Source organism: Priestia endophytica, from assembly GCF_026790145.1.
GTDB lineage: Bacteria > Bacillota > Bacilli > Bacillales > Bacillaceae_H > Bacillus_I > Bacillus_I endophytica_A.
This window is the reverse complement of record NZ_JALAMS010000002.1, coordinates 18735-32728: the sequence shown is the minus strand read 5'-3', so window position 1 is coordinate 32728 and position 13994 is coordinate 18735. Positions and strand designations below refer to the sequence as shown.

The window sequence follows — 13994 nt, the reverse complement described above, 5'->3', positions numbered from 1 at the left end:
GTTTTTATAGGGGAATAAAGTTGTTGACTTCAAACTAAAGGCGAGTATATAATCAGAAACATAAGGAAAACGTTTTCTTTAATTTCATTATCAAAAGACTGAATATTCGATATTGTATTAGTTATCTTTTTTTACTCACTCGCGATAAAACGGTAAGCGTTTACTTCGGAGGGTGAGAAACACCATACTAAAGGGAGAGGTAGGAATCTATCATGAAAAAAGTGAAAGTTGGAATCGTTGGACTTGGACGTTTAGGAAGACAGCATGCGGAGAACTTAGCGTTTCGTATCCCAAACTGCGAACTTACTGCTGTATGCAGCATTATTGAAGAAGAAGCGAAAAAAGCGCAAGAAGAGTGGGGTGTAAAATATGCCTACACAAACTACGATGAAATGATTAAAAATGAAGAATTAGATGCTGTTTTAATTGCGTCTCCATCGGGTTTTCATTGTGAGCAAATTGAAAAAGCGCTTCGGGCGAATCTTCACGTTTTTAGTGAAAAACCGCTTGGTCTTTATTTAGAAGAAGCAGTGCGCGTTGAGAAAGCGGTTAAGAAGCATGAGGACAAAGTATTTATGCTTGGTTTTATGAGAAGATATGATAAATCATACGCATATGCCAAGAGAAAAGTAGAAAAAGGAGCAATCGGAGAACCTGTCTTGATTCGCTGCTACGGACTTGATCCAAGTAAAGCAATAGGTGGCTTTATGAGTTTTGCGAAAAACAACTATAGCGGTGGTTTATTTTTAGACATGGCTATTCATGATTTAGATCTAGCACGTTGGTATCTTAATTCAGAAGCAAAACAAGTATGGGCAATTGGTGGTGCTTATGGATATCCTGAAATCGGACAATTAAATGATGCTGAAACAGGGGCTGCCTTAGTGAAATTTGAAAACGGAACAATGGGTGTTTTTGTAGCAGGTCGAAATTGTTCACACGGCTATCATATTGAAACCGAAATTATCGGAACAGAAGGAACCTTAAGAATTGGAACAACACCAGAGCGAAATATGGTCACAGTATTCAATGAAACAGGAGCTGTAAAAGAGTGTTCAGAAGGATTTTTAGAAAGGTTTGAACAAGCATACTTAAGTGAAGTAGAAGAGTTTATTAATTGCATAAGAGAAGAAAGAAAACCAGCCGTAACAGTAGAAGATGGCGTTTTATCCACTGCTTTAGGATATGCTTGCAAAGAATCATTTGAAACAGGAGAGCTTGTTAACGTTCAATCTCCCTATAACGTGGCTCGTTCTACAACATAACGCTTGTTCCATCGTAGAAAGATATCGTTTGCTTGCTATGAAAAAGAGAAGATAAGTTATAATTGAAAGCGTTATCAATTATAGGTTTCATAGTTTATGAGAACGGGAGGAACACGATGTGGGAGAGAATACAGGGAAACAAAAGGAGCCAGCGAAGAAAATAAAAGTAATTGCGTTTATTTCAACGTTTGGCGGTTTGCTTTTTGGGTATGATACAGGGGTAATTAACGGAGCATTACCTTATATGTCAATGCCTGATCAGCTTAACCTTACTCCATTTACAGAAGGACTAGTTGCAAGCTCCCTTTTGTTAGGGGCTGCGTTTGGGGCCTTGTTTGGAGGACAACTTTCAGATCGTCATGGCCGTCGCAAAAATATTATGTTTCTAGCTCTATTATTTTTTGGCGCAACGCTTGGATGCACACTAGCGTCAGATACAACGCTAATGATTGTTTTTAGGTTTTTACTCGGTCTAGCTGTTGGCGGTGCTTCTGTTACAGTGCCGACATTTTTAGCTGAAATGGCACCAGCTGAAAAAAGAGGCCAGATTGTGACTCAAAACGAATTCATGATTGTGACCGGTCAGTTTTTAGCTTTTACATTCAATGCTATTTTAGGCAATACATTAGGAGAAATTGGACATGTTTGGCGCTATATGCTAGTCATTGCTTCTCTTCCTGCTGTAATTCTATGGTTTGGAATGCTTATTGTGCCAGAAAGCCCGCGCTGGCTTGCTTCAAAGGGGAGAATAGGCGAGGCATTAAAAGTGCTAAAACAAATTCGAAAAGAAAAGCAAGCAAATGAAGAGTTAACAGAAATTAAAACGTCGATAGCTAAAGAATCTAAAATGAAAAAAGCTACGATAAAAGATTTATCAACACCATGGATACGACGCATATTATTTTTAGGAATCGGGATTGCAGTTGTGAACCAAATTAATGGTGTAAACGCTATTATGTATTACGGAACAGAAATCTTAAAAGATGCTGGGTTAGGAATTAAAGCTGCACTAATCGGAAATGTAGCGAACGGCATCATTTCGATGGGCGCCATGCTCGTTGGGATTTGGCTGCTTGGAAAAGTGAACCGTCGTCCAATGCTTATTATTGGGCTTTGTGGAACAACGACTTCTCTTTTTCTAATCGGACTTTTCTCAATGCTTTTAGAAGGATCTCCCGCTCTTCCTTATGTTGTTCTTTCACTCACGGTTCTCTTCCTTGCTTTTATGCAAGGGGCAATTGGTCCTGTAACATGGCTTACGCTTGCTGAAATTTTCCCTCTCGGAATGAGGGGATTAGGGATGGGCTTTAGCGTATTTTGGATGTGGATCGTTAACTTTTCAATCAGCTTAACGTTTCCCATGTTACTTGCTTCAATTGGGTTAGCTATGACGTTCTTTATTTTCGCCATTCTCGGTGTGTTTGCCATTGCTTTCGTTTATAGATACTTGCCTGAAACAAGAGGATATTCACTGGAAGAAATTGAACAGCGTTTTCGTTCTTATGATGATAACAGAGTTCAATCAGAACTGCAGAGACAAGTGAAACAGTAATAAGAAAAAGACAGCTTAAATGAAGCTGTCTTTTTTTAGGTATAGGATTGATAGAAGAGGAGGATTTCTTAATATGAAAATTCATCAATTTACCATAATGTGTTAAAATTTTATTGTAAATGATTAAGACAAGGTTTATGGAAAGAGGATGAAAAAATAAAGGTGAGAATGAGAGAAAACGGGGTGTAATAATGAGTGGAAAAAAAGAAACACCTGAAAGAAGAAGAGAAAGACTAAGAGGAGAAGAATTAAAAAGAAACCCTACTGGAAATATGAACGATGCGTTTAATAGGGCTGAAATGGGAAACCTTGCTGATTTAGTAGGGGGCTTAGGTTGGAAAGGGATGGGAATACTCCTCCTTGTCATCATCATAGGTTTTATAGTCGCATTCCTATTTTGAAGTGAGGCGACCTCTTTCTTATACAAAAACAGCCGTTAATAAAGTTAGAAGGACTCCGTTAAATTTTTATCTACTTTAATGTCTGGATTGGCTTCTTTTAATAAAGAGATAAACTCCCGTGTGTTTTTAGGAGACACAAGTAGGATGCTGCTATGAGAATGCGACGTAATTTCGATTCTATCTAGTGAAAGAGCAGGAGAGGCTAACGGATTTTTCGTTCGTTTCATCTTTTGGATATCTTTGATTGAAACTTTCTTTTTTAGGGGACCATTGTGGATGATTAGCATTTTCTCGTCTACCATATATCCTGTTTTAAAAAAGCATAACAGGAGAAAGAGTGCTAATGGAAGAGTGAAAAAAAGAGCTTCATAGTCTCTTTTAATAATAAGAGGTGTGAAACAAGCGAAAATAACAATCCAATTTATAATAATAACCCATATGTCTTTTTGGGATGGAAAATACATGGTTCTTTTCCTCCTTTCTTTTTAAGAATACGGTTTAAAGTCTAGGAGTAGAGTGGCTGTGCTGTAGAAAAAAGTTCTATGCTATAATAAATAAGTTCATTTACGTTCATTATTACATAAATACATACTCATTTCTGGAGAGAAAGGAGGAAAAAATGAAAATTACGATCCGTAGCGTTGCCGAAGAGGCCGGCGTTTCTATTGGAACGGTTTCAAAAGTAATCAATGATAGCGGGAAAATTAGTGAGAAAACGCGAAAAAAAGTGTTTCAAGCAATGCAAAAATTAAACTATAAGCCTGATGCAGCAGCAGCTTCTTTAAGAGGAAAGCGAACCAAATTAATTGGACTTCTTGTTCCTGATATATCGAACCCTTTTTATGCAGGAATCGCAAGAAGCATTGAAGATCGCAGTCATGAAGTAGGATTAAATGTAATGTTGTGTAGTACAGATAATAATACAGAAAAAGAAAGAAATTACTTAGCTCTGTTAACGAGTCAACGAGTAGACGGACTTGTTGTTGCTTCTGCATTTAGAAGCACGGTTTTGCTACAAGAAACAATTGAAAGAGGAATTCCAAGTGTTTTAATTGCTTCCGAAATCCCTCAGCTTTCGATTAACACGGTCACTGTTGATGATTATAAAGGAGGCTATTTAGCAACATCACACTTGCTTGATTTAGGACATAAAGACATTGCAATCATTTCTGAAAACGTTCGCAGTAACGAACCTCGTTTAGCGGCCTATAAGGACTCTATGAGAGAAGCGGGCATAGATGTGAAACCAGAATATATCATGAAAACAGAAGCGATAATTCAAAAAGGATATGAATGTGCTAAAAAGCTTCTCTTATTGGATGAGAAACCAACCGCTATTTTTGCATGTAACGATTTGCTAGCAGCAGGCGTAATTCAAGCAGCTAAAGAGCTTGAACTTGACTTGCCACGCGAGCTTTCTGTTGTTGGATTTGACAATACGGTTTTATCCACAACAACAGCTCCAATGCTGACAACCGTTTCTCAGCCGATAAAACAAATGGGCGCAAAAGTTGTTGATTTATTACGGAAAGAAATGGAAGAGTCCAAAGGATATAAGGAGCGCCTGCTTATGGCTCCTGAACTTATTGTACGACAGTCTACAGCAAGTGTCTAAAGTAATGAGGAGGGATGCTGTGAGAAAAACGGAACTATATTCTTGGACAGAACAGTGGGGGACTCTATATGAACAAGAGAAAGAGCTGCTCCATGAAATATTAAAAGATAATGTTATCCATATGTTTCATATTGGCAGTACCTCTGTTCACACTATTCCATATGCAAAGCCTATTATCGATATTTTAGTTATAGTGTCTAATATTGAGAGAATCGCTTCTTATGAAAGAGAAATGATTGGAGTGGGCTACAGTGCTAAAGGAGAGAATGGTATTACTGGAAGGCGCTACTTTGTAAAAGGAAAAGAGAAGAGAACACATCATGTTCATATTTTCCAAAGCGGTCATGCGCATATTGAACAACTCCTAGACTTTAAAGAGTATTTGCTTCACCATCCTCTAGAAGCAAGAGCTTATGGAGAATTAAAGAGAAAGCTAGCGCGAGAATTTCCAGATTTTCATTATAAGTATCAAGAAGGAAAGAGGGGGTTTGTAACAGCACTAGCTCATAAAGCATCTCTTTGGGGAGAAGAACGACGAAGGAGAGAGGGAAAGTGAACCGCATTATGGTTGTGGGGATTTCTCCAGGAGTCGGAAAGTCGACGTTTGCACGGAAACTCGGAGAAAGATTGCATATTGAGGTTCATCATTTAGATGCATTGTTTTGGAAACCAAATTGGGTAGAAGCATCGTTAGAAGAGTTTTCAAAATCTCAGCAAGACATTATCCCTCATGAGCAGTGGATTATAGAAGGAAACTACAAAAACACTTTTCAAATTCGCTTACAAAGAGCAGACACGATGATTTATCTTGAACTTCCTCTTCGTGTTTGTCTTTACCGCGTGCTAAAACGCTTTTGGATGAATAGAGGAAAAACGCGCGCTGATTTAGGCAAAGGATGCGAAGAAAAGCTAGATTGGACATTTCTTAAATTTATCTGTACAACTTATTACGGTCGTAAGAAAAGAATGGCTGAACACTTTGAGGCTTTTCAAAAGCTAAATCCAAGCAATAAGGTTATTCTTTTAAAAAGTAAAAAGGAAATTAAGAGATATTTAGAAAATCTAAAATAAAAAAGTGTTTCTTTAATAGGAGAGAAACACTTTTTTCATTATTAATTCACTTTGTGAACTTAATGAATGAAATATATCTAAAGAAAACAAAACATTAAACACTCACAATATTTATGTTACTTTCTGAATACTATCTCATTTTTGGAAATGAGCATTTTTTATATTTGTTTTTTAAATAAACTATGTGCTAAAAGAAAAATTACTACTACTATAAATTCAATCCTTTGCTTTTTAAATCCAGAAAAGAGTATTCTGTTTCTAGAGATGATAGAATGGGAAAACGTAAAAAAGTTGTGGCTATTTCAGGAAGCATAAGAGAGAGTTCAATAAATACGAACATATTAGAAAATCTAGCTTCTTTTTTCAAAGATGATATTGACTATTCTATTTACGATAAGATTGGAGAGTTTCCGCATTTTAATCCGGATTTAGATAATGAAGAAGGACCAATAGTTATCGAGGAGTTCAGACAGGAATTAAACGAAGCGGATGCCCTTATTTTTTGTACGCCAGAGTATGCTCGTGGCATACCAGGAGTACTGAAAAATGCAATTGACTGGCTTGTTTCATCAGGTCAGCTGTTAAATAAGACTGTAGCTGTTATTACGGCTTCTCCTATGGTAGCGGGAGGAGAAAAAGCACAGGCGTCTTTTCTACAAACATTAGAAATGCTGAATGTTAATATGGTGAAAAATGGAACGCTTGTCATTTCATCTGTTGGAACGAAATTGAATTCAAAAGGTGAAGCAATAGATAAAGATACAAGACTCTCTTTAGAGTTATTAGTAGAAAGTATTATTACGGAGATAAAAAAGAAGAAAGCGCCCCTTGCCTAAATAAAAAGGAACTTCTACAAGAGAAGTTCCTTTTTATTCTATTTGTAGATGATTTTCAAAAAGGGGGATTAGTAATTATATAAATAACAACCGAGCAATATCAATGTTCAAAAAATAACTAAAGAAGAGAATTCAACGAAAAACGAAATAGAATGGTTAATGGAGTAAAGTGTATGTAGGGTGTCACACTAAAAAATGTAGAATAACCCAGAAAACAGGAACGAAATAAGCTCCACTTTTCTAGGTTGGGAGAAAAAAGATAGAGTTATACTTTCTCAAATTGATTTCGCAAAGAAATGTAATGAGCGGCAAGGTAGATTATAACGAGAATCGGAAAAGAATAGATATATTCCCATTTTATTGGTTTATAAATGCCAAGCCATGTGAGGAGAGGGAGACCAATAAAGGAAGAGAATCCTGCATAAATAATGCCTTTTATAAAGGGGTTCATGTTGGGCTTAATTTGTAAGGTAATCATAACTGAAATAGGCAAGAGAAAAAGATCCCAAGGAAAATAATTGTGTGTTAAAGGAAAAACTTCATATCGATAATCCCACAATCCGAGAAAATCGCCAACCATATCAAGAAAAGAAGCTAAAACAGCAACAAAAAGCCCTGTATACAACAGTCTGTCTGTACTTTCTTTTTTTCTAAATTTCAGCCATATTCCGGTTAAACAAACGATTATAAAGACGCCTAATCACCATCTCCAGCTAAAAACGGTATAATCAAGCCAAATCTGTAGCTTTTCATGATTTAAATCATTTTGTTTTTCAAAATAGTTGTTATAGATGGAGGTTTTGTTAGCCATATTTTTTCCTTTCTAATAATGTTTTTTCATGATCTAATCTGGATAAAAAAAGCTTAACAAAGAAGGGATTTTCGGACGGATAGATTTGATATACAAAATATCTTTTATAGTGTGCACGAGCGATGAAGAGTTATTCTTTTTAACTGAAAGAACAAAATATCATTTAAATAAACTATGTTCTAAAAGAAAAATATAAAAATAAAAAACGGTATTTTAAAACACAATAGGAATTAAAAATACAGATTATAATCAACCTCTTTTCCTTATACTTTAAATAGAGCAGAAACATAAAAAAGCCGTTTTTTTACGTTTTTTGCTTTTTAAAAAAAGGGGGGATATCACCATGACAAGAGGACAGTCAAGAAACAATAAACATAAAAACAAAGCAAAATTATCCCAAACACCTCGAAGTGGAAAAATGGTAAACGGGGAATTTGCAGACGAGATCACAGAACGCACAAAGATGCGTTTTAAGCGTAAATAAAGAATTTATAAAAGCCCTCAATTACTAAAGTGATTGAGGGCTTTTGTCATTACATAACAACAGTCACGTTCATAAACAAGAAAGGGGTATAAAAAATCAAATTCAGGAAAAATTATCAATTAATGATAGCAGAAAACATCGAGCTCTTCATTCGGTGGCACTTGGAGGGGCATAAGACATGAACAGTGGATGGAAACGTCTAACAAAAAAACAAAGAAAGTCAAAAAAAGAGGCTCCTTACTATGAAGAAACAGAGGTTGCTTCAAATGAGGAGGCGCTTAAGTCTTCTTTAGAAGAGAATTTAAAAAAGATACAGGAAACTTTTGGGAAAAGCGAGGATGTAGTGGTTAGGAACTTTACGATGGGGAAACCTTTTGTTCGTAAGGTGGCTTCTATTTATATAAATGGCTTAACAGATAAGGAAATCTTGGGAAGAGGTATTATTAAACAGCTCATGAGTAACGCAAACCTAGCTGAAGAAGAAGATTTCTCTTTACCAAACCAAGTAGGAGCATACATAAAAGAACACATGCTAACCATCACACATGTAAACGATGTAGTGGACTGGAACAAACTATTTTTTTCTTTATTATCAGGAGAAACGATTGTTTTAATTGATGGGTGGAATCAGGGGTTTACTTGCGCTGTACAAGGAGGAGATCTCCGGGCTATTTCAGAACCTGTTGCTGAATCTTCAGTAAGAGGACCTAGAGATAGCTTTACGGAGTCACTCATTAGTAATACAGCAATGGTCCGTCGCCGAATTAAAAGCCCTAATCTCTGGTTAGAGACAATGGAATTAGGGGAGATTACCCAAACAACAATTGGGATTATGTATGTAAAAGGAATTGTAAATGATAAATTGCTTACGGAGGTTAAAGAAAGACTCCATAAAATTAAAGTTGATGAAGTATATGGTTCTAATACAGTTGAAGAGTGGATTTCAGATGAAACATGGACACCATGGCCAACCATTTTTGCTACAGAACGACCAGACGTAGTCGCAGGTAATTTACTAGAAGGCCGAATTGTCATCTTTGTTAATGAAACACCAATTCCTCTTATCGTGCCTGCGACTTGGAATCAATTCTTTCAAACAGCAGAAGACTATTATTTACGATGGACAATGGCTAGTTTTTTACGATTACTGAGAATCACTTCTTTTTTAATTACTCTTCTAGGTCCATCGTTGTTTGTTGCCTTTATTTCCTTTCATCCTGAATTGATTCCAACTCCTTTGTTAGTTAATTTAGCTGCACAGCGGCAAAACATTCCTTTTCCGATTATTATAGAAGCACTATTAATGGAATTTACTTTTGAAGTATTACGGGAAGCAGGAATTCGGATGCCTCGTCCTGTAGGTCAGGCTGTTTCTATCGTAGGAGCTCTTGTATTAGGGGAAGCAGCGGTTTCAGCTGGTATTGTTTCAAGTGCAATGGTTATTGTTGTAGCTGCAACGGCTATCGCTAGTTTTACAATTCCTCATTATGCGATGACAGATGCGACAAGGTTGCTTCGCTTTGGGATGATGATTATGGCAAGCTTTTTTGGACTTTATGGAATTGGATTAGGGGTTATTGTGTTAGTTGCCCACACGTGTAGTTTGCGTTCATTTGGTATTCCTTACTTAACTCCTTTTGCTCCTATCGTGCTAGCTGATCAAAAAGATACCATTATTCGATGGCCCTTACCATTTTTATCTAAACGCCCCCGTCTAATTAGTCAAGTCAAGACCAAAAGAGTAGATCATAACCAAGATCGGGGCCCTTCAAAGAGAGAAGGACCTATGAAAAATCAAGAATCAAAGAGGGATCCTAATGAGACATAAGCTAGTAAGATTTCTTCTTCTTTTCGTTTGTTTATCTTTATTATCTGGCTGCTGGGATCGTGAAGAACTACAGAAGTTGAGTATTGTATCAGGACTGGCAATTGACAAAGGTAGTGACAAAATAAAGAACAGATACGAAGTTACGGTCCAAATCACTAATCCTTCTCAAATTGCGGGGGGCCAACAAGGCGGAAAAGTCCAAGCTTCTCCTGTAACTACATTCACAGAGAGGGGAAGTACTCTTTCAGAAACGCTTCGGAAAATCTCCACAAAAGCGCCTGGCGAGCTCTTTTTTCCTCATCTTCAAGTAATGATTATTAATGAAAAAGTAGCGAAAGATGGGATTAAAGAATTGTTTGATGTTATTGAACGAGATGCTCAGTTTCGCGTTCTTTTTCCTGTTCTAATTACAAAAGGGAATGCAACAGCCAAAAGAACGTTAGAAGTAGCAACACCGTTAGAAGATATCCCTTCTACTAAGATTTCAGAGACCTTGAAATACTCCGAAAAAGAGTGGGGTGTCTATAAAAGTACACGTGCTGACCAAGTTATCCAAGGCTTAGAACAAGGGAGTTTAAGTGTTACAGGAGTACAAGTCGAAGGGAAAGCTAGCGAGGGAAATGCGATAACAAATATACAACAGATTGACCCAAGCGCGAGAATTGAAATAAAAGGTCTTGCTCTTTTTAAAGATGGCAAATTAAAAAAATGGCTTAATGGTGATGATGCCCGTGGAGTGACATGGGTGATGAATGAAATGAAGACTACCGTTTTAAACCTTGACTGTGGAAAAGCGAAAGATGCGATTGCCATTGAAATCTCCCGGGCAAAGTCGAACGTTCATGTGAAATTTAAACATCAAAAACCCATTATCTATGTTGATGTTCATGCAGAAGGATTAGTGCTAGAAAATAATTGTGCTAAAGACCTTGGGAAATCAAAAGTACTAGCAAAGTTAGATGAAGAAGTAGAGGAAGAAATAAAGAAAGAAATCCTTTTAACAGTCGAAAAAGCTCAAAAACAAAAAAGTGATATTTTTAATTTTGGTGAACAAATTAATATTGCGAATAAACATGTATGGAAAAATATAGAGTCCTCATGGCAAAAGGAGATCTTCCCACAGACAGAAGTCCATGTGAATGTGCAGGCTATTATTCGTCGAACAGGTCTGATTACGAGATCTTAATAGGAGTAAGTGCGAAATGGCAAAGAAGGGAGTGATAGAAATGGAGAAGGCAAAAATAAGTGTTATTCAGCTATTTTCCCTTATGCTTATTTTTAATATGGGAACAGCGGTAGTGATCAGTTATGGTGCTACGGCTGGGAAAGATGCATGGTTAGCTATTCTTCTAGCCATATGTGGAGGAGTAGCTGTATTCTTCATTTACTATTATCCCTTTCGTCAATATTCTCATTTGTTGTTCACTGAATATATTAGGAAGATATTTGGTAAATATTTAGGCTGGGTGCTTGGCCTAGTATACTGTCTCTTTTTTCTCTATATTTGCGGAAGAAATGTACGTGAATTTGGAGATTTAATTATTTCCTCCACTTTGACAGAAACGCCGTTACTGGCCATTAATCTCACGTTTATCCTTGTTATTTGTTATGTCATTCATTTAGGAGTAGAAGTATTAGGAAGATCAGCAGAAGTATTTATTGTCATACTGGTAGTGCTCGGAGCATCAGGGAACTTCTTAGTGCTTGTATCAGGAGATGTAGATTTCGAGCGTATACGTCCTGTCCTTGAACATGGCTGGAAGCCGATTATGAGTACAACTTTTCCAACCCTTATTACTTTTCCATTCGGTGAGATGCTTGTTTTTACGATGCTTCTGCCATATTTAAATCGGCCACAATTAGTGAAGAGAGTATGGCTATTAGCTGTTATTTCAAGTGGATTGATTTTAGGCTGGACTGTCATACTAAATATATGTGTTCTTGGTTTAAGGGCCATGAAAAGATCAACTTTTCCGTTATTAATGGCGGTAGGAAAGGTCAATTTGCTTGAGTTTATTGAAAGGATGGACGCGATTGTCGTCTTTACTTTATTAATTACCGTGTTTTTTAAAGCCTCTATTTATTTATATGGAGGGGTTATCGGAATAGCCAATTTATTCAAAGTAGATAACTACAATCACATTCTTTTACCAATTGGAACCATTGTTATTTTTTTATCTCTTGCAATGTCTTCAAGTTTTTCGGAACAGACGGAAGAAGGTGTTATTAATCAATATATGGGTATAGTCTTATTCATCCTTATTCCTTTTATTATGTTAGCTGTGCTAATGGTTCGTCAGTGTATAAAGAGGAAAAAACATTAGACTGTAGGAAAGAGGATGAGCAAATAACTAGCTCTATCATAGAAAGGAGCCTAAAAAATGGAGAAAGCAAAAATAAGCGTTATTCAACTCTTTGCTTTAATGTTTATTTTTAACTTAGGTACTGCTTTAATTGTTAGTTATGGAATTACAGCAAAGAAAGACGCTTGGTTCTCTATTCTTTTAGGAATGGGTGGAGGAATCTTCTTATTCTTCATTTACTATCTATTATTTCGTCAATATCCTAACCTTCCCTTTACAGCATGTATCAGAAAAATCGTAGGAAAATACATTGGTTGGGGATTAGGACTGATATATTGCTTACTTTTTTTGTACATAGCGGCTAGGAACATACGTGATTTTGGTGATTTGCTTCTTTCCTCCACTTTGCCAAGAACACCGCTACTAGCAATTAACCTCACCCTTGTTTTAGTAATTTGTTATATCATTCATTTAGGGATTGAAGTTATAGGGAGAACAGGAGAAGTATTTATTGTTATTTTACTTTTACTTGGAATTGCAGCAAACTTCTTTGTGCTTGTATCAGGGGATATTGATTTTGAACAGGTACGGCCTTTTTTAGAACATGGTTGGAGGCCTATTCTAACGACAACGGTCTCTTTCACGATGATTTTTCCATTTGGTGAAATGTTGGTGTTTACGATGCTATTACCTTATTTAAATCGGCCCGAATTAGTAAAGAGAGTGTGGGTGCTTTCTGTTATCTCAAGCGGTCTTGTTTTAAGTTGGACAGCTGTTTTGAATATGGCTGCACTTGGTATAAATGTAATGGAGAGATCTACGTTTCCTACATTAGCTACGATTGGAAAGGTCAATTTGTTGAATTTTATTGAAAGACTAGATGCCATCGTGGTTTTTACTTTACTAATGACCGTTTTCTTTAAAGCCTCTGTTCTTTTGTACGGTGCTATGATAGGAATTGTTGACTTATTTAAATTGGAAAGTCACAAACCCATTATTCTTCCGATAGGAATTGTGGCCATTTTTTTATCCATGACAATAGCTTCTAGTTTTTCTGAGCACATGGAAGAAGGATTGGATGTAGTGCTTAAATATCTCTCCATGCCGCTTTTAATCATTCTCCCTTTAGTGTTATTCCTTATTTCTATGATACGAAATATCTTAAAGAGAAAAGCTAATTAGATTCATCTTGTTTATTCGTTCTTTTTTTCACGATTGTATAGATTTGCTGTCCAATAACAAGTAAAAAAAGTCCTGCTAGCATGACATACTCTGCGCTGCTTATGACCCAAAATGGATTTAGAAGGTGTAATACTGACTCAGAAAAATCAAAACCTAAGAGAAAATCCATAAATAAAAGGTTTAAAATAGATAATAGAAGAACGATAAGTGTGATTGCTAATATTTTCATCATTGTTCCCTCATTTGCGATTAAATGGTTATAGGATATTTTAACGAAGAGCGTTTCTCCCAGAATGCGATCAAGAGAAAGGTTATTGTTTACATCAGTTCTTTATAGTATGAGTATGTAGTGTTCTGATATACTTCCTGAAATCACAAAGAATAAAAATTTTAATGGGAGAAAAGGCAATTTTTTTTATTATTAAGAATAAAGGTTAGGGAAGAGGAATGCAGAAAATATGTTGAGGTTTTTGTGTGTATTACCTTTAATGAATTTTCATCTTGAAAAACGTTTAGAGAATATATCAAGCTCATATTAAGGAACCAAGATATTATCAATAGGGTGTAGCTTATTGATAAAAATAGACTGATCGGTTTTTACCGTTCAGTCTATAAATAATTATTTATTCTAGAAAAGCGCCCTTTA

General features: G+C 36.2%; 15 protein-coding genes. 12 read left to right on the top strand and 3 right to left on the bottom strand.

Going from position 1 to position 13994, the window contains the following annotated elements:
• The first annotated feature begins 212 nt into the window (after positions 1 to 212).
• From MOC86_RS04155 to MOC86_RS04145, 3 genes are all read left to right on the top strand, one after another.
• Positions 213 to 1265 carry a Gfo/Idh/MocA family oxidoreductase gene (locus MOC86_RS04155; protein WP_268582915.1) on the top strand — a complete coding sequence of 351 codons (1053 nt, stop codon included), beginning with the start codon at positions 213 to 215 and terminating at the stop codon, positions 1263 to 1265.
• 118 nt (positions 1266 to 1383) lie between these two features.
• Positions 1384 to 2817, top strand: a complete 1434-nt coding sequence (locus tag MOC86_RS04150) for a sugar porter family MFS transporter (RefSeq protein WP_268582914.1) — start codon at positions 1384 to 1386, stop codon at positions 2815 to 2817.
• 191 nt (positions 2818 to 3008) lie between these two features.
• Positions 3009 to 3218 (top strand): DUF6366 family protein, encoded by a 210-nt coding sequence (locus MOC86_RS04145; RefSeq protein WP_268582913.1) that lies wholly within the window; start codon positions 3009 to 3011, stop codon positions 3216 to 3218.
• Between the two features lie 44 nt (positions 3219 to 3262).
• On the opposite strand, the gene MOC86_RS04140 is transcribed toward MOC86_RS04145, so the two are convergent.
• Positions 3263 to 3682, bottom strand: coding sequence for a PH domain-containing protein (locus MOC86_RS04140; protein ID WP_268582911.1), 420 nt, complete (start codon positions 3680 to 3682; stop codon positions 3263 to 3265).
• A 155-nt stretch (positions 3683 to 3837) separates the two neighbouring features.
• Here MOC86_RS04140 and MOC86_RS04135 point away from each other — a divergent pair, with 155 nt between their 5' ends.
• From MOC86_RS04135 to MOC86_RS04120, 4 genes are all read left to right on the top strand, one after another.
• Positions 3838 to 4833: a LacI family DNA-binding transcriptional regulator gene (locus MOC86_RS04135; RefSeq protein ID WP_268582909.1), complete on the top strand. Its 996-nt coding sequence runs from the start codon at positions 3838 to 3840 to the stop codon at positions 4831 to 4833.
• Positions 4834 to 4852: 19 nt separating this feature from the next.
• On the top strand, positions 4853 to 5389 hold the full coding sequence (locus MOC86_RS04130; RefSeq protein WP_268582908.1) for a GrpB family protein: 537 nt from the start codon (positions 4853 to 4855) through the stop codon (positions 5387 to 5389).
• Positions 5386 to 5904, top strand: coding sequence for a topology modulation protein (locus tag MOC86_RS04125; protein WP_268582907.1), 519 nt, complete (start codon positions 5386 to 5388; stop codon positions 5902 to 5904). Before MOC86_RS04130 ends, MOC86_RS04125 begins: the two co-directional genes overlap by 4 nt.
• A 272-nt stretch (positions 5905 to 6176) precedes the next feature.
• On the top strand, positions 6177 to 6740 hold the full coding sequence (locus MOC86_RS04120) for an NADPH-dependent FMN reductase (protein ID WP_268582906.1): 564 nt from the start codon (positions 6177 to 6179) through the stop codon (positions 6738 to 6740).
• A 265-nt stretch (positions 6741 to 7005) separates the two neighbouring features.
• On the opposite strand, the gene MOC86_RS04115 is transcribed toward MOC86_RS04120, so the two are convergent.
• Positions 7006 to 7401, bottom strand: coding sequence for a CBO0543 family protein (locus MOC86_RS04115; protein WP_326847705.1), 396 nt, complete (start codon positions 7399 to 7401; stop codon positions 7006 to 7008).
• 493 nt (positions 7402 to 7894) lie between these two features.
• Between MOC86_RS04115 and MOC86_RS04110 the strand changes: the two genes are divergently transcribed.
• From MOC86_RS04110 to MOC86_RS04090, 5 genes are all read left to right on the top strand, one after another.
• Positions 7895 to 8035, top strand: a complete 141-nt coding sequence (locus tag MOC86_RS04110; protein ID WP_268582904.1) for a YfhD family protein — start codon at positions 7895 to 7897, stop codon at positions 8033 to 8035.
• Positions 8036 to 8213: 178 nt separating this feature from the next.
• A complete protein-coding gene (locus MOC86_RS04105; RefSeq protein ID WP_268582903.1) occupies positions 8214 to 9863 on the top strand; it encodes a spore germination protein in 1650 nt (549 codons plus the stop codon).
• Positions 9853 to 11049 carry a Ger(x)C family spore germination protein gene (locus MOC86_RS04100; protein WP_268582902.1) on the top strand — a complete coding sequence of 399 codons (1197 nt, stop codon included), beginning with the start codon at positions 9853 to 9855 and terminating at the stop codon, positions 11047 to 11049. The genes MOC86_RS04105 and MOC86_RS04100 overlap by 11 nt, the downstream gene beginning before the upstream one ends.
• A 16-nt stretch (positions 11050 to 11065) precedes the next feature.
• On the top strand, positions 11066 to 12187 hold the full coding sequence (locus tag MOC86_RS04095) for a GerAB/ArcD/ProY family transporter (RefSeq protein WP_268582901.1): 1122 nt from the start codon (positions 11066 to 11068) through the stop codon (positions 12185 to 12187).
• Positions 12188 to 12244: 57 nt separating this feature from the next.
• Positions 12245 to 13348, top strand: a complete 1104-nt coding sequence (locus tag MOC86_RS04090) for a GerAB/ArcD/ProY family transporter (RefSeq protein WP_268582900.1) — start codon at positions 12245 to 12247, stop codon at positions 13346 to 13348.
• Here the strand turns inward: MOC86_RS04090 and MOC86_RS04085 are convergent.
• Positions 13341 to 13580 (bottom strand): hypothetical protein, encoded by a 240-nt coding sequence (locus MOC86_RS04085; RefSeq protein WP_268582898.1) that lies wholly within the window; start codon positions 13578 to 13580, stop codon positions 13341 to 13343. The two genes, MOC86_RS04090 and MOC86_RS04085, sit on opposite strands and share 8 nt — an antisense overlap.
• Positions 13581 to 13994: the final 414 nt, after the last annotated feature.